Below are 21,953 nucleotides of genomic sequence, written 5' to 3'. Positions count from 1 at the left end.
TCAACTTTGCATTCTAAACTCTAAATTCGTTTACGGATCTGGAGTTTAGAATTTTTATTTATAGGACTGTAGTATCGTCCTGAGCTTGCTGAATGAAGCTGGCTTAACATAAAAGCAATTGAAATGAATATAGGACTTGATATGATGGGTGGTGACTTTGCCCCCCTGGAAGCAGTAAAAGGTGCTGCTGAATTTTTAGCCACCGGCAACGCCAATATTCACCTCACCTTAATTGGCGACGAAGCACAAATTAAAAACCATATTGCAGACCATCCTCTTGCTGCTGCACAATACTCTATCGTTGCTACCACGCAGGTGATAGAAATGAACGAACACCCCACCAAAGCTTTAAAAGAAAAAAAGGATTCTTCTATTGCCGTAGGCTTTTATTTGCTGGCAACCGGAAAAATAGATGCTTTTATCAGCGCAGGTAATACCGGCGCTATGATGGTAGGTTCCTTATTCAGCATTAAAGCTATTGAAGGTGTACTACGCCCAACTATTGGTGCATACATGCCGAGAGAAGACGGTACTTTAGGTTTATTGGTAGATGTAGGCCTTAATGCCGATTGCAAACCGGAAAACCTGAATCAGTTTGCTGTATTGGGTTCTTTATACGCCCAGTACATTTTAAATTTCGAAAACCCTAAAGTAGGCCTTGTAAATCTAGGTGAAGAAGAAGGTAAAGGCAATTTGCTGGCGCAAGCTGCTTATCCCTTATTAAAAGAAAATAAACAACTCAATTTTATAGGTAATATTGAAGGCCGTGATATTTTAATGACCAAAGCCGATGTGTTGGTTTGCGAAGGTTTTACAGGTAACGTGGTATTAAAATTAGCCGAAAGCATTTACGATATTGTAAAGCGCCGCAATATTCACGACGAACATTTTGAGCGTTTTAATTTTGAGCAATATGGCGGCGTTCCCGTTTTAGGTGTAGCCAAGCCCGTTATCATTGGCCATGGCATCTCTCACGCTACAGCTTTTAAAAATATGATCCGCATTGCACAACGTATGATTGAAACAGACTTACTGGAAAAAATGAAAGGAAGTTTTGTTACTGATGCATAATATTTTTTTCTTTGCTTTTTGCACTATTAAATCCTGTAACAACCAGTTTTAAATTCTCTTCATGCAATCTACAATTACTACTGCAAGGCTTACGTTAAATCTGCTTACGGTGGATGACTATGAATTTATTGAAGCCATTGTAAATACCAAAGGCTGGATTGAATTTATAGGCGATAGAAACGTACATTCAAAAGAAGATGCTATTGCCTACATACAAAAAGTAAATGCCACAAAAAACTTAACCTATTGGGTGGCAAAAGTTACGGCTACCAACACTCCTATTGGTATCATATCATTTATCAAACGTACTTATCTGGAACATTTTGATATTGGGTTTGCTTTTTTACCGGAATTTAATGGCCAGGGTTATGCCTACGAAGCAGCAAAAGAAGTATTATCAATTGCAGAAAAAAATCCGGCTTATTATCCTGTACTGGCAACAACAATACCGCACAATGTAAGATCTATCCAATTGCTTACTAAATTGGGTTTGCATTTTGAAAAAGAAATACAAGTGGAACAAGATAAACTTCTGGTGTACAGCAATGCCATTGCGCCGGTTTAAACCAGCAAAAAATACCCCTGATTTATTAAACCTACTATAAGTCATAATCATGAATACAGTGCTCAGCAGGATCATACTTTTTGCCAGTGATGTTGAACAACTGAAACTATTTTATCAACAACACTTTGCATTTACCATAGTAGAAGAAATACCCAATGAATGGGTAGTTTTAAATGCAGGGCAAATTGAAATTGCATTCCACAGGATAGGAGAAGCTTATCGTAACAATAGTGATCAAGCTTTCAAAATAGAAAGCAATACCAAATTGGTATTTAAAATAGTTGATGATATTGAACAACTTCGTTCTGCACTTATAGAAAGTGGCGTGCCTATGACTACAATTAAATCTTATCCTGGTTTTGATCACCTGCTTTGCGATGGCGAAGATCCCGAAGGCAACGTATTTCAATTGATGGCAGCTAAAAGGTAATGCTATCCCTCCTGCAAAACTTATTCTAAGTGTAAATAGAATTATTTTTCCCGTTTCATAAAATTCGCCAGTTCTCAAGCCTGCTGTTCTTTCCGTTTTTAAAACTTTCGTTCCGTTTTTTGGAAAAAACCCGAGTCTCAAAAAACAACAGATATTCATTATCAACCGGTTATTCCTTTGGCATAATAATCGTAAATAGTGAAGCTCAAGCATAAGAATACAAATAGAAATCCAATTCCTATTGAAAGACTATTAATTATGATTACCAAAAAAAAATCAATATCCGGCATCACTCCAGCCCTTTTAGCTCACAAGAGAAATTGTGGAAGAAGCCAGGGCAATGTGTTTATAAATGTTAAACTTTCATCCGTTATAAAATTAACCAGTATTAAAAAAATTATATTTAATTCAATACCTGTATTTGAAACAAAAAATATTTTTACAAGAGGGGGATTACTGCTGCTGAAAAGTGGCAGTTTTTTATTTCTATTATTCTGCTTTCTGTTTTTAACTGATGGAGATTTTATTTGCCGGTCATTATTGTATAAAATATTGGCCCCAATAATTAAACAATACAATTTTCAATTTTTTTTGCCCTGTTTTTTGTTCTATCTTGCAGGCATCGTTTTTCTGAAACAACCGCCTAACCCTTTCACAACATTTAATGAAATTAAAATACCTGTTTTAAAAGCAGGCAGATAAAATTATATTATTCAATCAGGGCAATGCCTTGTAAAACCAGTTTATACCATTCCTAAAATCTAACAAACCAAAAAATGTCCAGAAAGAAAATTGTCTTGTTCAGTATCGTGAGTTTATTTTCATCGTTAATTTCATTTAGCCAATGTGGTACAGATCCTGTAAGCGGAACAGTTACCATCGCTGCAGCCAACCAGATTGTCAATAGTTATTTTGCCGGCACCGGCAACCCTGCGCAGGGATCTATCACAATGACTGTAGGTGCAATTGATGCCAGAGGCAATGCCACAACTATTGGCGCCGGCGATCTGGTATTGATCATACAAATGCAGGGCGCAGACATTGATGCTACTAATACCGATGCTTATGGCAACGGTGTAAGTGGCGGTTCGGCCAGTGGCTATTTGGCCAGTAACTTATATGCCGGCAGGTACGAATACAATACGGTAGTTTCTTTTGCGGCTAACGTTATCACTTTCTCTTACGGATTAGCAAATAATTATTACACTCAAAACTTTACTGCAGGTAATGCTATCCGAAGGTACCAGGTTATCAGAGTACCCAGGTATTTTAATTTCACCATTAATGCGGCTTCATCGGTTACAGCACCAGCATGGGATGGAAGTACCGGTGGCGTTGTGGCAATAGATGCAGCCAATACGTTTACCAATAACGGGTCAGTTATCGCTACAGCTCTTGGTTTCAGAGGTGGTGGTGGAAAACAACTGACTGGCGCAACAGCAGGCAATACCAATGGTGCCACTGCCCTCACAAGCACTGATTACCGGTGGAATTCTCCTGTAACAACTGCAGCAAACGGAACGGGTGGTGCAAAAGGAGAAGGCATTGCAGGAACAGCAGGGTACGTACTACCTCAAAATGCTACAACTACTGTAAGTAATGCTGTAGAAGGATATATTAATGGCTCATTTGGAAGAAGTGCCGGCGGAAACGGTGGCGGTGGCGGTAATGATGGGGATGTTGCAGGTAACAGCAACAACGCCGGAGGTGCTGGCGGAGGCAATGGTGGTTCAGGTGGAAGAGGTGGTAATTCATGGTCTACTAATATTGCTGTAGGAGGAGAGCCCGGCGCACTGTTTGCGCAAACTTCTATTTCACTAATAGTAATGGGCGGCGGTGGCGGCGCCGGTACAGCCAACAATAGTTCTGCAGCCAACGAATACCAAAGCAGTGGTGGTTGTGGTGGTGGTATACTTTTATTACGTGCTAAATTATATGCCGGCAACGGAAGTTTTGTAGCTGATGGTGGTGCCGCACCTGGCGTTGTGGGTGTTGGTGGTACTACCAATACCGATGCTGCCGGCGGTGGTGGCGCAGGTGGAACCATCATTGCTGTAACAAGAACAACCGGCGTTACAGGATTGGCTTTAATTACTGCGTCTGCAAAAGGCGGTAAAGGTGGAGATATGACCAATTATTATAACCATGGCCCGGGTGGTGGTGGTGGTGGTGGTATTATTTACAGTAATGGCAGTTTTGCCTCTACCAATATTACAGCGGGTGCAAATGGATTAACCCGCAGTACCTCTAATGTAGGGCCAATTGATAATATTTATGGTTCCGCCCCTGGAACAGTTGGTTTTTCTACGCTGTTGCCTTCAGCTCCTGTTATAAGAAACTATGCTAACGGTGCTTCTCCCTGCGGTGTATTGCCTATTAAGATCCAGAGCTTTTACGGTGTAAACAAAGCAGGTGTCGCAAATCTATTCTGGCAGGTAGACATGGCTGTTAATTTTGCTAAATTTGAGATTGAATATAGTACGGATGGCACTTCATTTACTTATGCAGGAAAAGTAGACTACAGCAGCAGCAAAACATCGTATACTTTTTTACACCCGCTGCAAAATGCTTCTGTTGTGTATTACAGGTTGAAGATGATAAACGAAAGCGGTTCTTATACTTACAGTGATGTGATAAAGATCAGGACAACTACCGATGCCGCAGCAGTTCTATTCCCTAATCCTGCCGGCACAAAAACCACCTTACAGTTTGCAGGAAATATAACCATAACTGCAACGCTTACCGTTTTTGATCAAAGTGGAAAAAAGGTTGCCGAAACTCCTGTACTTGTTCACAATGGTAATAATTTTATTCCTGTTGATTGCAGTAGATTTGCTGCTGGTGGTTATCTTGTAAAAGTAACCGATATCAATGGAACTGTTGTAGCTAAGGAAAGATTAATAGTTGCTTCAGCTGAATAAGCAAAGTCAATATTTTTATATGTACTGTAATGCCCCCGACATAACCGTCGGGGGCATTTTTAATTTGTAATAAATAAAAAATTAAAAATCTTACATGTTGTAATTTTAAAAAGCATTTTCAACTTTCGTACTTTTAATTATGTTTATTTTAAATGAAGCTATTATTTTTCCTGATGTGGAGTTGGCCGATGAAGAAGGCCTGCTTGCCATTGGCGGAGACTTAAGCACAGAACGATTGCTGCTGGCTTATAAAAAGGGCATCTTTCCCTGGTACAATGAAGATGAGCCTATTTGCTGGTGGTGCCCTGATCCCAGGTTTGTTTTATTTCCGCAGGAATTGAAAGTAAGCAAAAGCATGCAAACAGTTTTAAATAACGGCAGTTTTAGGTTTACCATTAATAAAGCTTTTGATAAAGTAATTGCCAATTGTAAAAGTGTAACAAGAAAAGGCCAGGATGGTACCTGGATACAACCTGAAGTAATTGAAGCCTACACAAAATTACATCAGTCAGGTTTTGCAGTAAGTGCAGAAGCATGGGCAGCCGGTGAACTTGCAGGTGGATTGTATGGCGTTTTACTTGGCAACGTTTTCTTTGGAGAAAGTATGTTCAGCAAAAAGAGTAATGCCAGCAAATTTGCCTTTATCAATTTTGTAAGGTATTTGCAAAAGCAAAATATTAAATTGATTGATTGCCAGATCTACACATCGCACCTGGAAAGCCTTGGTGCAAAGATGATCGACAGACAATTATTTTCAGAAATTTTAGCGAAGGAAATATAGCCACGGATTAAACAGATTTTTACAGATTATGATTTTGTTTGTAAAAATTTGTGTAGCCCGTGGCAAAAAATTATTTTCCGAATTTTTGTTTTAATGCTGCCAATGCATCATTCAGTGGCATTTCGGCAACAGATTTCTGCTGAGGCTTTTGCTGCGCTTGTTGTCCGTTAAAATTAGGCCTTTGACTTTGATTTCTTGCAGGTGCTTCCATGGTTTGCTTGATAGATAAAGCAATTCTTTTTCTTGCAATATCCACTTCCAGGATCTTTACATTTACTTTCTGATTCAGCTTTAATGCTTCATTAGGATCTGTAATGTAAGTATGAGAAATTTCAGACACATGCACTAAGCCATCTTGTTTAACACCAATATCTATGAAAGCACCAAAGCGGGTGATATTTGTTACAACTCCCGGCACTTCCATTCCAATCTTAACATCATCAATGCTGTAGATATTCGCAAATTCAAATTGCTGTACTTCACTGCGTGGATCAAGTCCGGGCTTTTTTAATTCATTTAAAATATCTTTTATTGTTAATTCTCCAATTTGCTCTGTAGCGTATTTTTTTGCTTCTACTGTTTTCAATAAATCTTCTTTACCAATGATGGCATTTACTGCAACGCCCAGATCTTTAGCAATACTTTCAACCACAGTATAAGCTTCAGGATGTACTGCACTGGCATCCAGCAAATCTTCGCCATCTTTAATGCGTAAAAAACCTGCACATTGTTCAAATGCTTTGCCACCTAATCTCGGCACTTTTAATAATTGTTTGCGATTGCTGAATTTACCAATTTCATTTCTGTACTTCACAATATTATCTGCCAACGTACTTCCAATACCACTCACATAACTCAGCAAATGTTTGCTGGCTGTATTTAAATTAACACCCACATTATTTACACAACTGATAACAGTAGCATCCAGTCTTTCTTTTAAACGGAATTGATTTACATCATGCTGATACTGACCAACGCCAATACTTTTAGGATCCAACTTTACTAACTCCGCCAACGGATCCATCAATCTTCTGCCAATACTTACTGCACCACGTACGGTAATATCTTCATTGGGAAATTCTTCCCTTGCAATTTCTGATGCGGAATAAATAGAGGCCCCATCTTCATTCACTAAAAACACAGGGAGATTTAAATTCAGTCGTTTTATAAATTGTTCTGTTTCTCTACCCGCTGTTCCGTCACCAATAGCAAATACTTCAATACCGTACTGTTGTACTAAATGCTTAATTTTTATTTCCTCTGCGGCTACACGGTTGTTCTCGTGCGGAAAGATGAGATCAGTTTTTTGTAACTCCCCCTTTTCATCCAGGCAAACTACTTTACAACCGGTTCTGTAACCCGGATCTATGGCTAAAATTCTTTTACTGCCCAATGGAGAACTTAATAATAACTGGCGTAAATTTTCTGCAAACACATTGATCGCTTCTTCATCAGCTTTTGTTTTTAATGCGGTACGGAATTCAGTTTCTAAGCTTGGTTGTAGTAATCTTCTGTAAGCATCTTTTATTGCTTTGCGTACCTGGTCGCTGCAGGTGCTCATACCTTTGATGTACAGGCCTTCAATCATCTCGAGTGCATTTTCTTCCAGTGGAGAAATTTCTATTCTTAAAAAACCTTCTAAAAATCCACGCAATACTGCCAGCGTTCTGTGCGAAGGAATTTTACTGATCAATTCACTGAACTCAAAATAATCCTTATACTTAATACCTTCGGTTTCTTTATCAGTTACCACTTTGCTTTGCATGGTGGCCCCAGTTTCAAAAAGTTTACGCAGCTTAGCTCTTACCAGGGCATCTTCATTTACTGTTTCAGCAATAATATCCCTGGCCCCCTGTAATGCAGCATCAGTATCTGCAATTTTTTCATTGATAAATTTTGTTGCTTCTGCAATAAGGTCAATATCTTTTTGTTCTAATAATAAAATAGCTAAAGGCTCTAAGCCGTTCTCTCTTGCAGCTTGCGCTTTGGTTTTGCGTTTAGGTTTAAAGGGCAGGTAAATATCTTCCAGCTCAGCAACAGTGGTTGCTTTATTTAATTTTGCCTGTATCGCTTCCGTCATTTTTTCCTGCTCAGTAATAGCCTTTTCAATAAAAGCTTTACGTTCAGTAAATTCTTTTAAAAATTTTGCTTCTTCCTGTATCTGCTGAATCTGTACTTCATCCAACGCACCGGTTCTGTCTTTCCGATATCGTGCAATAAAGGGAATAGTAGCGCCTTCTTCCAGCAATGAAAGAACGGCTTCTACCTGTTGTATCTTGAAATTAAATTTTTGCGCTATTGGCTGAACAAATTCTGACATTATTTAAATTATTTTATTGTTATACTTTTTAATTTTAAATTATCCTTCTGATCTGTCGTTCCGGTCGGTGGTGCCACCGGCCGGGGTGGGGAATTATTTTACTTGTTATACTTTTTAATTTATATTATCATTTTGATTTACCATTCTGGCCGGTGAAGACACCGACCAGGGTTATTTTTTCTGCTATCAACTATTAACAATGAACTATCAACTATTTTTTGGGTTGCGAAAATAATGTTGTGCATTGAAACAAAAAATTGGAATACTGGCGGCAATTAATTAAAGCAATATTTTTTTATGAGGATTAGCTTCTGCAAACGAATAAATACTGTTACGGATATAGTCATTATCGGCATAAGGGTTTAAATAATTTTTTAATTCTCCTGATGATTTCGGCTTTAATTTTTTGGGGATATAGCCCATACCCCAAAAGCTTCCTCTTTCAATCAAAAGGCATAATTTTTCTTCGGCTTTAATACCCTCATCCATCACAACAAACGTAGGCAATTGCTCATTTAATGCTTCTAATGCCCGGTTTATTTTGCCATTGTAAATTGAAGGTGGTTCTAAAAATTCATAATCCGTTTGCGTAAAAGGAGTCTTATCCAAAAAACAAAGTTTGGCATCCAGTTCAAATTCTTCTACCATTTTTTTCAGCAACACTAAACCTTCATGCAATAAATTAAAAACGTATAATGATTGTATATTTTTTTTCTTTTTATCAATGGCTAAACGCATATAGCCTCTTGCATCTTCAAATAAATACAAGGCATATTTTTGCAGGGGTTGTTTCTGGCTTCTGTTATACAATGGCCATATTCTTTTTATCTCTGTACTTTCTAAAACCAGCGCTTCCAGTTCGGTTGCACATTCACGGTAAGTTACTTTATGAATATTACGTAAAAAATTCTGTCGTTTTCTATCAGGATCATTATGCGTAAAATGGCTGCTTACCCTTTTTTTTATATTGATGGCCTTGCCAACATAAACGATCTTGTCTTTATTGTTATGAAAATAATATACACCGGGTTTTGCCGGCAGCTGATCAATCTCCTTCTTATCCAAATGCAATGGCAGCCATTGGTCTTTGGAAGATTTCTTCAACATTTCATTGATGAAAACTTCCCCATTGTTGGCCAGGTAATATTCAAATAGTGTAACGGTAGCTTTGGCATCACCCCCTGCCCTATGCCTGTTTTCGATACTGATATTTAATGAACGGCAAAGATTGCCTAAGCTATAAGAAGGTAACCCGGGAAAAATTTTTCTTCCTAAACGAACGGTACATAATTTTTTTGCCGTTAAATCATAACCCGAATTTTTAAGCTGGTGTTTTACAAAACTGTAATCGAAATTTACACTGTGTGCCACGAAAATATGTTCATTCAACAGATCAAAAAGTACATCCGCAATGTCATCAAATGCAGGTGCATCCTGTACCATATCATCATCAATTCCTGTTAAAGCGGTAATATATCTTGGAATGCTTTGTTGTGGATTGATCAATGTTTCAAAATGTTTTACCACTTTGGTACCATCATGTATAAACACAGAAATTTCGGTAATGCCGCTTGCTGCTGCATAACCGCCGGTGGTTTCTATATCTACAATGGCGTACATTATGATTGCTCGTTTTTTGGTTGGTCGTTGTTCGTAAGAGAAAGCAATTTACTAATTATTTTAGTTAACCTCAAAAGAAGTTTGGCCACAGATTCAGAATGCATTAGAGTCAGGACGGCTCTCAGCCGTCAGACCCTTTTTTGAATCGATAGAGCATTATCTAAGGTGTCTGACGGCTGAGAGCCGTCCTGACACCAGGGGAACACGCCGCAAGGCATGTGCTTACAACAAGGTTTCTAAGTAATGTGTTTTAATATTGAAGAGTTTTTTTAAGCCGGCTACTTTTTCCAGGCTTTCCTGTTTTGCAGTTTCAGTTTTATTTGTTTTTGTAGCAACGATCAGCACATTCTTGGGTGTATGTTCAGTAGCAATAAATTCAAATACTTTTGTTTTATAGCCATGTGCTTCTAAAATTAAAGCACGGATACTATCCGTTACAATCTCGGCCTGGCGCTCCAGTAAAATACCATGCCTGGTAATACTCTTCAGTTCATTTTCCGGGGCCATTTGTTTGCGAATTTGTTTATGGCAACAAGGTGCACAAATGATTACTTCGGCATTGGCTTGTATGCCTTTAAAAATAGCATCATCCGTTGCAGTATCGCAGGCATGCAAAGCAATCAGCATGTTTATTGCTGGTACTTCAGCATCCTGTATCGTTCCTTTTTCAAATTTCAGATTTGAATAGTGAATGTTTTTTGCTATCTGGTTACACTTGTTCACCAGGTCGTCTCTCATTTCAATACCAACTATTGTTGCATCCTTTTTTAAAGTATTGATCAGGTAATCGTACAAAGCAAAAGTTAAATAGCCTTTGCCACTGCCCATATCAGCCACAGTAATATTTTTTTCAAACTGAATATCTTTTATAATGCCTTCGATGATTTCTACATACCGGTTGATCTGTTTAAACTTATCCTGCATATCTTTTTTCACCTGGCCTTCTGCAGTGGTAATACCTAATTGATGCAGGTAAACAGCGGTGGTGGAATTTACCACACGAACTTTTTGCTTGTCATGCTGCTGCGTTGTTGCAGTTATTGATAAAGTGGCCGGTTTAGTAATGATCTTTGTTATATCATTTTTATCTATCGCTAAATGAAGATCATTTACCGCAGTAAAAAGATCAGCATTATAAAAATCTGTCTGCAGCATTTTTTCTATTAAGATCAGGCTTTCCTTCAGGTCGTAATTCTTAAAAATATCCTGCGTGGGATTGCGGTAAGTGAAAGATAATTTTTCTGTATTTTTAATCCGCACCGGTTTAATGAATACATTTTTTAAATCAGCAGATTTGTCTCTTTTATTACCTAAAGTAATTTTAACCAGTTGCTGCTGATTAAAGCTTTCAGAGATTTTTTGCAGGAAGGATGACAACTGATTTGACATGATTTTAATTTTTAACCGCCGCAAAGGTAAACCAAACATCAGGAATGAAGGTTTTCCCTTATTTTTATGATAAGAAACTATTGTTGTTATATGAAAATTGACAAATTCCCTTTTACTATTGTTGACTGGACAAATTTTGAAATAATGGAACGTGACGGTGTTACCGGTAAAGCCACTTCCAAAATTTTTCATATGGGGCATATCAGGGTGCGGATGGTAGATTATTCTGCCAACTACCTGTCTGACCATTGGTGCCACAAAGGCCATGTTATTTACTGCATTGATGGAGAGATGGAAACTAAATTAGAAGATGGCAGGGTGTTCAAATTCTCTAAAGGCATGACCTATCATGTAGGTGATGATTGCGAAGCCCATCGTTCTTCTTCAGTAAATGGTTGCAAACTGCTGATTGTAGATTAGTGTTACCCAATAATTAGTGGCTTTCAATTTCTGTGGCATATTAGTTGCCACGAATGACACTAATTTTCACTAATGTGTATTTTATTCGTGCCAATTGGTGTAATTAGTGGCACACAAAAACTGCGCAGTAGTTTCAATGAGAAGATTCTTTAGTCTCAGTTTTATCTTCATTGAATTTGGAGATACCATCTTTATGCAACAACATTTTTATCAGTTGTATTATGGCAGTCAATGCAAAAATGCCGCCGATAACCCAGTTTAAATATTGCTGGCTGTTGGCAATACGTTGTACCAACCATTTACCGCCGAAGATAAAAACGCAATTACCTAAAAGGGTTCCGATACCAATACCGATTATATAACTGTTATACTGGCTGGGCTTAGGCTCTAATATTTTTTTTGTGAACAACACAGTGCTCCATCCAAACCAAAAAGGTATTTGAACGGGGTTGATAGCACACATAAACATACCTAATAAAAAACGATGCATATTATTTTTCAGCAACACATTTTTTGTATCTCCCCCACCTTTAGCGGCTGCAATAAAACTTCCAATGGCCAGTGCAACAATGATGGCCAGAGTTACCCATTCCATTGCCTTCATTAATTTTTCCTGCTTACGCACCCAATCAATGCCTACCAGTGAAAGCCTTACATACACCATTTCCACCAATAAAGAACCAAACGAAAAATACATCGCATCTTTAATACTTTCCTGTATACCTATCTGCATAGCGGCCACATTAAGCGTACCCAAAGGCAGAGAGCCAAGAAAGCTTATGACCAAACCCCAGGAAAATATTTTGAGTAATTTCTTCATTAAAAACTTCGGATTTATTAATATCGAACGTATCTCTATTTTTACAACCGTATATCCACAATTCACCATTGACAATTCCCGACTCACTATCCAATCCGTTCATCAACTTCCTTCATCTCCTTAATATGCTTGTTGGTATCGCTTAAAAATTTACGCCCTTTTTGCAAAGGCCAGGGTTTTATTCCCTGTTGCCTGTTGTACCTGCTAATCTGATACAAAGCTTTCCAGTGTTTTAAAATTTCTTTGTACGCCCCCATAAGTGTATAACCCGTATCGTAAAAATGGTTGGGCTCTGCACCGCAACCATTGTATTCGAGTATTGTAAAATTTTTGCCATTCTTCAGGTCTTCCACGCTGGCGCACATAATATCGTAACGGCCATAAAAAAAATCGTTGATACCATGACTTATCTTATCAAAGATGCTGACTAATTTTTCATCAATATGATCTTTAAGGTCAACAAAATGAGCTCCACGGTTATGGTTAGCCGCATAGCTCAGCATATACCTTTCTCCTGCAGGAATAATTGTATTCCAATTTTCTTTATGCTTACTATGTAACTCGCCTGTTCTTTTTTTACCTTTCGGATGTTCCAGTATCAATTCTTCCAGTGTATGTTTTCCGTCTCCGGTTACCTGTAATGGAATTTTATGCAAAAAGCCGGTTACGATTCCTTTTTCATCTTTTGGATGACGGATATAAAACACACTTACTTCTACCGGGTAATATACCAGTTGCTGTACAATATATTCAAAAGGCATGATGGAATGATAATGCAGGAATTCTTCTTTCGTATCTAATTTTCTAAAGAGAATGCCTTGCCCGCCTACCTCGGGTTTTACAATAAACGGGTACGTAATCTGATGCTGTTGTAATAAAGCCTCAATAGAAGGAATGTCCTGGCCAGGCAATACATTAAAAGTGGTTGGATAGAGTGCTTTAGGCAACAACTCATACATTTCTTTTTTGGGTTCCCCTTCCATACCGCCAAAAGTTAATTTGGGATTGCTGGGTGTAAAAAACCAAACCGCACGGGATTTAAAAATGTACCAGAGCCAAACCGGTGTAATGGGTGCGTATATTAACTTGAAAGGCCAGGCCTCCCAATTAGTTATTTTTTTAAATATTTTTTTCATCATTAATTAGGCGAAGTTATCTAAAATCGCTTAGCCGAATTCCATAAAAATAATTAGATTTGATAAAACAATCATATATGGTAAAAAAAATCCGGTTACTTGGTATAATTTGTATCCTTTGTATAACTGTTACCTATGGTGCTCCAACATTTTCAGCAGTTTCTGCTGGTATGGGTAATATTACGGCTCCATTAACTACAGAAGATCTGTTATCCCTTTCTCCTAAAAATTTTGAAAAGCTTACCGGTCAGCATTTATCTTTTAAAGAAAAAATTGCTTTTAAAATTATGCAATGGAAATTGCAGAAACAGCTGAAGGCGCTTGAAAAAGAAGATGGAGATATATCAAAAGCAGAAAAGCATAGCAAAAATGCTTTGTTTTGTGGTATTGCTACCTGGGGCTTATTACTTTTAGGATTAGCGATCCCGGTTGCTGGCATCTTATCTATTCCTTTTGCAATATCAGCAATTATTTATGGAGCCGTGTCATTAAATAAAACCTCCGACAATACGAGGTCTATTTTAGGAATTGTTTTAGGAGGGTTATATCTTGTGTTGTTTGCATTAGCTTTGCTGGTGTTAATATCTATACTAAATTAATAAGTTTATGCAGGTTCCAACAATGGCCGAAATGATGGCTAATGGAGAAAGCCCCGAAATTTTATTTTGGGTGGGTTGTGCCGGAAGTTTTGACCAGCGGGCACAGAAGATAACCAAAGCATTTGTGACCATACTGGATAAAGTGGGTACTAAATACGCCATTTTGGGTAAAGAAGAAATGTGTACCGGCGACCCTGCACGAAGAAGCGGTAATGAATTCATGTTCCAGATGATGGCTTACCAGAACATACAAATTCTGAATGGTTATGGTATTAAGAAAATTGTGACCGCTTGTCCGCATTGTTTTAATACGTTGAAAAATGAATACCCCGAATTAGGGGGTACTTACGAAGTGATCCATCATGCTACTTTTATTCAGCAGCTGATTGATGAAGGCAAAATTAAAATGACTGATGGCGGAACATTCAAAGGAAAAAAGATCACTTACCATGATAGTTGTTATTTAGGGCGTGCCAATAATATTTATGAAGCACCACGTAAAGTTTTAGAAGCATTGGATGCCGAACTGGTGGAAATGAAACGCTGCAAAAGTAATGGCTTATGCTGCGGCGCCGGTGGCGCACAAATGTTTAAAGAAGAAGAAAAAGGAACTATAAGAATTAACCAGGAAAGAACCAATGAAGCATTAGCAACTGGCGCAAAAGTAATTGCAGCAGCCTGCCCGTTTTGCAATACCATGCTTACTGATGGTGTAAAGAGTAATGAAAAAGAAGAGGAAGTGCAGGTACTGGATATTGCAGAGTTGATAGCTTTGTCAATGAATAATTAATAATGAAATAATTAAGAATGAATACTGATATCAGGGAACATATTCCCGAAGACTTTGATGATAATTCCAAAGTATGGATATACCAAAGCAGCCGCTTGTTTTTAATGAGTGAGGCTTTTGAAATGGAAGACATGCTGAACAATTTTGTAGCCACCTGGAAAAGCCATGGCGATACCGTAAAAGGATTTGCCAATTTATTTTTCGGGCAGTTTATTGTACTGGTGGCTGATGAAACACAGAGTGGTGTTAGCGGTTGCAGTACTGATAGTTCTGTGCATTTGATAAAAGACATCGAGAAAAAATTCAACGTCGATCTTTTTAACAGGCAAAACCTGGCTTTTATTATTAAAGATAAAGTACAGCTGCTGCCATTATCGCAATTGAATTATGCTGCAGAAAATAATTTTATTGATGGCGATACTTTGTATTTTAATAATACTGTGCTTACTAAAAAAGAATTGCTTGAGAAATGGATTGTACCGGTTAAGGAAAGTTGGTTAAGCAAGAAAGTTGGTTTTAATCAACAGCTACATAAATAAGTATTGCAATCATAATAACTCACACAGTTGACGGATTTTGAAATAATATCACACCTCATCCGTTTTGGACTTTCATTTCGCAGAATGAATTTACAGACAGTTATTAAATGGGCAGACAGGCAAATAAATGAGGGTACAAATGAAAACTTGTTTTTTGAACTTTCAACAGTAAAGTCAATAAATAAAACAATTGAATTGCTTTCTGAAAAAATTATTTGGGATTTCAATAAAGGAGAACTCAGGATACTTATCTTAAGTTACTATAATGAACTCCTAAGAAGGAATCCAAACAAATGGACTGAAATTGAGGCTGAATTATCAGCATATTTTCAACTATTGAATTACGGTGATAGTAATAACAAACTTGAAGATTTTCTTTATTATCTTTCAGATGACCTTAGTCTACGAAACAGTAATCTTACAGAAGTCCTGCTTATGCCAAACTATTTGATAGAAAACCTGGATAAATATGATGGTTATAATAAGCTGCAAACTCTACTTGCTGAACAGCAATTAAGTGGGTTTGAAATAAAAGAATATATTTAACAAGGTTAAAAAACTATTCTACATCTTAACCCCTGCTTTTTTTAATAGATCTGGCTTATTAATTTTCTTCACCTTCTTACTAAACAAATAACTCACCGCAATCCTGAAATTTTTTGTTTTAGTAGTACTGTAACTTTCTAAATTAAAATTACCGGCATAGGTGAAAAATTTATTCTGCTGCTGGCGAAAAGGATCGATCATACTTACAGACAATATCATTTTCTTTTTAAAGAATTTTTGCTGCACACCAATATTCATACTCAATGTGCTTCTTACCGTTCCCTGCGGATTGGCAAAGCGGTTGAACGTAACGCTGGCATTGCTGTTTAATAAATCATTAAACTGGTAACTGCCATTAAATGTGGAGAATACTGAACCTCCGTTGTGGTAACGGTTTACTGTTCTGTCGTGTATGCTGTAAACATTGTAAGTATAGCCCAGGCTTATATTTACTTTTGCTTTTTTGTTGATGGTGTAACCACCCCAGGTATTGGCTTCATATTCTTTTCTGCCGCTGAGGTTTTGCCAGGTGGTGGTGGTTTTCCCATCTGGCTGCAATGTTCGTATGGAACTGTAAATATCCTTCAATTCATTATAACCAACAGATACATTGGCGTAATACAATTTGTTCCATTTGCCAATGATAAAATCAAAATTATCTGCAAAATAAGGTTGCAGGTAAGGGTTACCAAAACGGGTGTTATAAGGATCGCTGTAATCTACACTCGGGTTCAGTTGATTCAATCCCGGCCGCTGAATACTTCTTTTATAACTGGCTGTAATGTTCACATCATTCTCCCATTTTTTAATAATGGTTACAAATGGCAAAGGGCTCCAGTAATTGTTAGCATAATTGCTGGTATCATTTACAAGGTTAAATTTAGTGGTGGTTTGTTCTACCTGTGCACCGGCTGTAACATTAAAATCAGGTACAATAGTGTAGCGCAAAGCTGCCCTGTAAAAAAATACGTTTTGATGAAACTCAATATCGTTGCTCAGCAATTCATTCTTAATAAAAATATTATCGGGCTTTTTTAGAAAGGCAGTGTTTAAAATATTGTGGTTATTAGCTCTTATTAATCCATTGCCCAGGTTAAGAAAAAATTTATTGTTCTTTAAAAGCCTGTCGTAGTTTAAACGGATACTAACGGTGCTGTTTTTTATTTTCGTATCCTGTTGCTGGCTGCTATCGGTACCGGTAAAACTATAATCAGGATTTAAATATTGCTGGTAATAATCTCTTTCATTATCATTACTACCAAAATTTACACCGGTAATTATTTTAAACACTGTGGTGGGTAATTTTCCTTTTGCAGTATATGTAGCATTAAAGCTGGGGGAAGAACTGGTGCTGTTAGTACTGATGGCCCTGTTGCTGAGTTTATAAATTAAATTACCACTATTGATATTAGCGTATTGATTATTGCTATTGCTTTCTGTATTACTGCTGTTGTAATAAGTAGTAAAATTAAAAGCATGGTGTTTGTTCATATCATAGTCCAGGCTCAATCTTGCATTAGGCCTTAAGGCATCATTACTGTTATTACCAATGGTATTAAAATAATTAATGGAATCTGTATAAATATTTTGCCTGTTGCTGTAACTGCTGCCTTCAAAAGCATTATAGCCAAAGCCTGCGCTTGCATTCAATGCAATTTTATTTTTACGGTAGCTGAAACTTCCGTTAATACCATTTTCCCCTCTTGTACCATAACTTACACCAATGCGGCCGCTCTTACCTACACGGCCTTTTTTAGTTACAATATTTATCACCCCTCCTCTTTCGTTAGCGTATTGCGGTGGCGGCGTGGTCATCACTTCTATTTTGTCTATCATGCTACCGGGCATACTTTCTAAAAGGTCCTGCAATTGTTTACCATTTAATTCCACCGGTTTATCATCAATCAATATTTTTACATCCTTGCCACGCATTTGCACTTTACCATCATTATCTACATTTACCAGCGGTGCCTGTTTTAATAATTCGGTGGTGGATGAGCCGGCACTTAATGCAGACTCGCCTACATTAAAAATTATTTTGCCGTCTTTATTTTCAATAATTGGTTTTTCTGCATACACTATTACCTCATCCATATCGGTTGATCTGCGATGAAGTTTTATTTCGTTCAGGTCAAAATCAAAACGTTCGGCACGGATATAAATACTGTCCAGCCTTACATTATTGTAACCAACCATACTCAGTTGCACCCTGTAATAACCAAAAGCAAGCTGATCAAATAAAAAGGAACCATCCTTTGCAGTAATAAAAGTTTTTACCGCTCCTGTATCTGCAATCTTTGTAAGAGTAACGGTGGCTGAAGCTACGGCTTTAGCATTTTCATTATCCTGCACACTGCCCACAATAATACCCGGGTTACCTTTTGGCTTGCTGGTATCCTTTTGTGCATTGCCGGTAAAAAAAAGGAAAAGAAAAGTGGCAGAAAAAACAAATTTCAAGTACAATATGGTTTTGTTAAACAAATTTATTGCATTCTGTTTATGGCTGCCGGGCTTTTGTTACCAGCGGTTTTATAATTATTTTCCTGAATTAGAAAGCCTGTTTCTGCCATCCTGTCATAATCTTCAGAGATTTCTCTATCTTTGCAGTCCTAAAAAAGTGCAGTAAAAATGCTGGAAACATTGACACATAAAGAACACGACGAAACGAGGCAGGGCGAAGCGTATGCACCTTTTGCTAATGAGATCAACCTGTTTAAAAAACATTTTTATATAGAAAGTTATGGCTGTGCCATGAATTTTGCCGACAGCGAAGTGGTAGCTTCCATTTTGCAAGGCAAAGGTTTTGGCGCTACCAAAAATGTGGAAGAAGCAGATCTTATCTTCATCAATACCTGCAGCATCAGGGATAAAGCCGAACAAACGGTTAGAAAAAGATTAACTGAATTCCGCAAATTTAAAAAGACCAATCCCGGATTATTAGTAGGTGTATTAGGCTGTATGGCTGAAAGATTGAAAGCACAGTTTTTAGAAGAAGAAAAACTGGTGGACATGGTAGTAGGCCCCGATGCTTACCGCACTTTACCCGGATTGATTGAAGAAGCCGAGACCGGGCAAAAAGCCGTAAATGTTTTATTAAGCCGTGATGAAACCTATGCTGATATTTCCCCCATTCGTTTAAACAGCAATGGCGTGAATGCTTTTGTAAGCATTATGAGAGGCTGCAATAACATGTGCAGTTTTTGCGTGGTACCTTTTACAAGAGGCAGGGAAAGAAGCCGTGATGCCGCAAGCATTGTGAATGAATGTAAAGATTTGTTTGAACAAGGTTACAGAGAAGTAACCTTACTGGGACAAAATGTAGATAGTTATCACTGGATAGATGAACAAAAAAATGAGACTGTTACTTTTGCCATGTTAATGGAAAAAGTAGCATTGATATCTCCGTTATTACGTGTTCGTTTTTCTACTTCTCATCCAAAAGATATTACTGATGATGTATTGTTCACCATTGCTAAATACGAAAACATCTGCAATTATATTCACCTGCCGGTGCAAAGTGGCAGCAGCCGTGTATTGCAACTGATGAACAGAACGTATAGCCGTGAATGGTATATTGCAAAAGTAAACCGTATTAAAGAATTGATACCCGATTGCGGATTAAGTACCGATATGATCACCGGCTTTTGTACCGAAACAGAAGAAGACCACCAGGAATCGTTAAGCCTGATGCGCTATTGCCAATACGACTTAGCGTACATGTATTTTTACAGCGAGCGCCCCGGCACGTTAGCCGCAAGAAGATTCAAAGATGATATTCCTGAAGACGTGAAGAAAAGAAGGCTGCAGGAAATGATCGACCTGCACCGCATTCAGTCTTTACACAGCATGCAAAGAGATGTGGGCAAAACATTTAAAGTTTTAATTGAAGGCACCAGTAAGAAAGATGAGAATGAATTACAGGGAAGAACTGATCATAATAAAGTGGTGATATTTCCTAAGGGAAATTTAAGTAAAGGAGAATATGTTTTTGTAAAAATTATTTCCTGCACAGCAGGTACATTATTTGGCCAACCGATAACAACATGAAACTACCGGTAAAATATATCATTCTTGGATTTGCATTTATTGCTGGCATTGCAGCTTTTAGTGTAAACAATATAGCACCCGGCATTGCATCGGCAGGTGCTTTTATCGGCTATGCCTTAATTGAAATCCAGGATCTTAAAATTATTAATCAAGAAGACAACGAAGGGTAATGGATCTACAAAGTATAAAAAATCGTTTCGGCATTATTGGTAATGCTCCGGCATTAAATCATGCTTTGAATATTGCAACGCAGGTTGCCAATACCGATCTTTCTGTTTTAATTAACGGAGAAAGTGGTGTGGGTAAAGAAGTGTTCTCTCAAATTATTCATGCATTATCTGCAAGAAAGCACAATCCTTTTATTGCTGTTAACTGCGGTGCTATTCCCGAAGGCACTATTGACAGTGAATTATTCGGTCATGAAAAAGGAAGTTTTACCGGTGCCTTAGATAGCCGCAAAGGTTATTTTGAAACGGTGAATGGCGGTACGATCTTCCTGGATGAAATTGGTGAAATGCCACTGGGCACACAGGCACGTTTATTACGTGTACTGGAAGCAGGTGAATATATACGTGTAGGGTCAAGTAAAGTGCAGAAAACAGATGTACGTGTAATTGCAGCCACCAATAAAGAGCTGATAGAATTTACACAAACCGGAAGGTTCAGGGAAGATCTGTATTATCGGTTAAATACTGTTCCTATCAGGGTGCCTTCTTTAAGAGACAGGAAAGAAGATATTCCTTTACTCTTCAGAAAATTTTCGGCCGACTTTGCTGATAAATACAAAGCACCACCGGTGCAATTAGATGAAGAGGCAAAAAATGTGTTAATTAACTATACCTGGCCCGGTAATGTGAGGGAATTGAAGAATATTGCAGAACAAATTTCTGTGCTAAGCCAGAATAAAAATATTAATGCAGCACAATTAAGAGGCTTTTTACCTGAACATAATTATTCAAGGTTACCCGTTCTTTCAGGTGGTGCAGGTGTGGTGAGCCAAACGGAATTTGCCAATGAAAGAGAGATCTTATACAAGCTCTTCTTCGATATGAAGAAAGATGTAAATGAATTGAAGAAAATGTTTTTTGATCTTTTACAAAATCCTAACATTGCCGGCAATCACCATGCGCCGGTATTTGCAGATGAATTAAAAGAGTACAGCAGCAATAATGGTAATACATTACCTGCAGTAGCATCACAGTCTGTTATTTTGCATCATGGCAATACTGATGATATCCACCACCACGAAGATGTGGAAGAATCATTAAGCATTATGGATAAAGAAAAAGAACTTATTATAAAAGCCTTGAAAAAACATAAGGGCAAACGTAAAGATGCTTCGCTGGATTTAGGTATTAGTGAAAGAACGCTTTACAGAAAACTGAAGGAGTATGATATTGAAGAATAAGATAGTTAAAAGCTGCAGGTTGAAAGCTGAAAGTTGGAAACTGGTTATTACCTGTTTCTTAATACTTATAACCTGCTCCTACTCTACCTGCAAATACGGTTTTAAAAATATGGCACCAATTCCCCTGAATGTAAAAACCTTCCGGGTGAATTATCTTACCAACAGGGCACAGTATGTAAATCCGCAGTTAAGCCCGCAGTTAACAGAAAAATTAAAGCAAAAGATCATTGGTAATACACGGTTGCGGCAAACCAATGGCGATGATGCCCATTACGATATCAGCGGCAGCGTAACACAATATTATACCAGCACCACAGGTATCAGTGGCAACAGTGCCACCACTAACCGTTTAAATATTTCTTTTCACCTCATTTTTAAAAACACCCTGGATGAAAAGAAAAATTTTGAAGCGGATATAAGTACATACGTGGATTTTCCTGCGTCACAAAGCCTTTCGCAGGCTGAGTCGGCTAACAGCAGTAAAATAGTAGGAAATATTGTAGATGAAATCTTTAATAAGATATTTGCCAACTGGTAAAAAAACTATTTGC

General features: G+C 37.7%; 20 protein-coding genes. 14 read left to right on the top strand and 6 right to left on the bottom strand.

Annotation, left to right across the window (positions count from 1 at the left end):
* The first annotated feature begins 123 nt into the window (after nucleotides 1-123).
* The 5 genes from plsX to aat all read left to right on the top strand — a co-directional run bounded on the left by plsX (nucleotide 124) and on the right by aat (nucleotide 5,768).
* A complete protein-coding gene (plsX, locus tag ACQ334_RS17295; protein WP_430989507.1) occupies nucleotides 124-1,071 on the top strand; it encodes a phosphate acyltransferase PlsX in 948 nt (315 codons plus the stop codon).
* A 61-nt stretch (nucleotides 1,072-1,132) separates the two neighbouring features.
* Nucleotides 1,133-1,636 carry a GNAT family N-acetyltransferase gene (locus tag ACQ334_RS17290; RefSeq protein ID WP_430989506.1) on the top strand — a complete coding sequence of 168 codons (504 nt, stop codon included), beginning with the start codon at nucleotides 1,133-1,135 and terminating at the stop codon, nucleotides 1,634-1,636.
* A gap of 49 nt (nucleotides 1,637-1,685) precedes the next feature.
* On the top strand, nucleotides 1,686-2,066 hold the full coding sequence (locus ACQ334_RS17285) for a VOC family protein (RefSeq protein ID WP_430989505.1): 381 nt from the start codon (nucleotides 1,686-1,688) through the stop codon (nucleotides 2,064-2,066).
* 776 nt (nucleotides 2,067-2,842) lie between these two features.
* The gene (locus ACQ334_RS17280) at nucleotides 2,843-4,987 is read left to right on the top strand and encodes a T9SS type A sorting domain-containing protein (protein ID WP_430989504.1); all 2,145 of its coding nucleotides are present in this window, start codon (nucleotides 2,843-2,845) and stop codon (nucleotides 4,985-4,987) included.
* Nucleotides 4,988-5,126: 139 nt separating this feature from the next.
* Nucleotides 5,127-5,768, top strand: a complete 642-nt coding sequence (aat, locus tag ACQ334_RS17275; protein WP_430989503.1) for a leucyl/phenylalanyl-tRNA--protein transferase — start codon at nucleotides 5,127-5,129, stop codon at nucleotides 5,766-5,768.
* A 70-nt stretch (nucleotides 5,769-5,838) separates the two neighbouring features.
* On the opposite strand, the gene ACQ334_RS17270 is transcribed toward aat, so the two are convergent.
* The 3 genes from ACQ334_RS17270 to ACQ334_RS17260 form a co-directional block, all read right to left on the bottom strand.
* Nucleotides 5,839-8,088 carry a Tex family protein gene (locus ACQ334_RS17270; RefSeq protein WP_430989502.1) on the bottom strand — a complete coding sequence of 750 codons (2,250 nt, stop codon included), beginning with the start codon at nucleotides 8,086-8,088 and terminating at the stop codon, nucleotides 5,839-5,841.
* Nucleotides 8,089-8,367: 279 nt separating this feature from the next.
* Nucleotides 8,368-9,708 carry an exonuclease domain-containing protein gene (locus ACQ334_RS17265; protein WP_430989501.1) on the bottom strand — a complete coding sequence of 447 codons (1,341 nt, stop codon included), beginning with the start codon at nucleotides 9,706-9,708 and terminating at the stop codon, nucleotides 8,368-8,370.
* A 222-nt stretch (nucleotides 9,709-9,930) separates the two neighbouring features.
* On the bottom strand, nucleotides 9,931-11,097 hold the full coding sequence (locus tag ACQ334_RS17260; RefSeq protein ID WP_430989500.1) for a class I SAM-dependent methyltransferase: 1,167 nt from the start codon (nucleotides 11,095-11,097) through the stop codon (nucleotides 9,931-9,933).
* A 90-nt stretch (nucleotides 11,098-11,187) separates the two neighbouring features.
* On the opposite strand from ACQ334_RS17260, the gene ACQ334_RS17255 reads away from it, so the two are divergent.
* Nucleotides 11,188-11,517 carry a DHCW motif cupin fold protein gene (locus tag ACQ334_RS17255; RefSeq protein WP_430989499.1) on the top strand — a complete coding sequence of 110 codons (330 nt, stop codon included), beginning with the start codon at nucleotides 11,188-11,190 and terminating at the stop codon, nucleotides 11,515-11,517.
* A gap of 133 nt (nucleotides 11,518-11,650) precedes the next feature.
* On the opposite strand, the gene ACQ334_RS17250 is transcribed toward ACQ334_RS17255, so the two are convergent.
* Nucleotides 11,651-12,337, bottom strand: a complete 687-nt coding sequence (locus tag ACQ334_RS17250; protein ID WP_430989498.1) for a LysE family translocator — start codon at nucleotides 12,335-12,337, stop codon at nucleotides 11,651-11,653.
* A gap of 86 nt (nucleotides 12,338-12,423) precedes the next feature.
* Nucleotides 12,424-13,476, bottom strand: coding sequence for a hypothetical protein (locus ACQ334_RS17245; RefSeq protein WP_430989497.1), 1,053 nt, complete (start codon nucleotides 13,474-13,476; stop codon nucleotides 12,424-12,426).
* Nucleotides 13,477-13,550: 74 nt separating this feature from the next.
* Between ACQ334_RS17245 and ACQ334_RS17240 the strand changes: the two genes are divergently transcribed.
* The 4 genes from ACQ334_RS17240 (at nucleotide 13,551) to ACQ334_RS17225 (ending at nucleotide 15,947) form a co-directional block, all read left to right on the top strand.
* A complete protein-coding gene (locus tag ACQ334_RS17240) occupies nucleotides 13,551-14,072 on the top strand; it encodes a hypothetical protein (protein WP_430989496.1) in 522 nt (173 codons plus the stop codon).
* Nucleotides 14,073-14,079: 7 nt separating this feature from the next.
* Nucleotides 14,080-14,862, top strand: coding sequence for a (Fe-S)-binding protein (locus ACQ334_RS17235; protein ID WP_430989495.1), 783 nt, complete (start codon nucleotides 14,080-14,082; stop codon nucleotides 14,860-14,862).
* A gap of 17 nt (nucleotides 14,863-14,879) precedes the next feature.
* The gene (locus ACQ334_RS17230; RefSeq protein WP_430989494.1) at nucleotides 14,880-15,401 is read left to right on the top strand and encodes a hypothetical protein; all 522 of its coding nucleotides are present in this window, start codon (nucleotides 14,880-14,882) and stop codon (nucleotides 15,399-15,401) included.
* Between the two features lie 84 nt (nucleotides 15,402-15,485).
* On the top strand, nucleotides 15,486-15,947 hold the full coding sequence (locus ACQ334_RS17225) for a hypothetical protein (protein ID WP_430989493.1): 462 nt from the start codon (nucleotides 15,486-15,488) through the stop codon (nucleotides 15,945-15,947).
* Between the two features lie 18 nt (nucleotides 15,948-15,965).
* Here ACQ334_RS17225 and ACQ334_RS17220 read toward each other — a convergent pair whose 3' ends face one another.
* Nucleotides 15,966-18,404 carry an outer membrane beta-barrel protein gene (locus tag ACQ334_RS17220; protein ID WP_430989492.1) on the bottom strand — a complete coding sequence of 813 codons (2,439 nt, stop codon included), beginning with the start codon at nucleotides 18,402-18,404 and terminating at the stop codon, nucleotides 15,966-15,968.
* 171 nt (nucleotides 18,405-18,575) lie between these two features.
* On the opposite strand from ACQ334_RS17220, the gene miaB reads away from it, so the two are divergent.
* The 4 genes from miaB to lptE all read left to right on the top strand — a co-directional run bounded on the left by miaB (nucleotide 18,576) and on the right by lptE (nucleotide 21,940).
* On the top strand, nucleotides 18,576-19,994 hold the full coding sequence (gene miaB, locus ACQ334_RS17215) for a tRNA (N6-isopentenyl adenosine(37)-C2)-methylthiotransferase MiaB (RefSeq protein ID WP_430989491.1): 1,419 nt from the start codon (nucleotides 18,576-18,578) through the stop codon (nucleotides 19,992-19,994).
* On the top strand, nucleotides 19,991-20,164 hold the full coding sequence (locus tag ACQ334_RS17210; RefSeq protein ID WP_430989490.1) for a hypothetical protein: 174 nt from the start codon (nucleotides 19,991-19,993) through the stop codon (nucleotides 20,162-20,164). Before miaB ends, ACQ334_RS17210 begins: the two co-directional genes overlap by 4 nt.
* Nucleotides 20,164-21,402: a sigma-54 interaction domain-containing protein gene (locus tag ACQ334_RS17205; RefSeq protein ID WP_430989489.1), complete on the top strand. Its 1,239-nt coding sequence runs from the start codon at nucleotides 20,164-20,166 to the stop codon at nucleotides 21,400-21,402. Before ACQ334_RS17210 ends, ACQ334_RS17205 begins: the two co-directional genes overlap by 1 nt.
* A 109-nt stretch (nucleotides 21,403-21,511) precedes the next feature.
* The gene (gene lptE, locus ACQ334_RS17200) at nucleotides 21,512-21,940 is read left to right on the top strand and encodes an LPS assembly lipoprotein LptE (protein WP_430989488.1); all 429 of its coding nucleotides are present in this window, start codon (nucleotides 21,512-21,514) and stop codon (nucleotides 21,938-21,940) included.
* Nucleotides 21,941-21,953: the final 13 nt, after the last annotated feature.

It is taken from the genome of Ferruginibacter sp. SUN106 (assembly GCF_050611765.1).
Lineage (GTDB): Bacteria > Bacteroidota > Bacteroidia > Chitinophagales > Chitinophagaceae > Ferruginibacter.
This window is presented reverse-complemented; position numbering and strand designations above follow the sequence as displayed.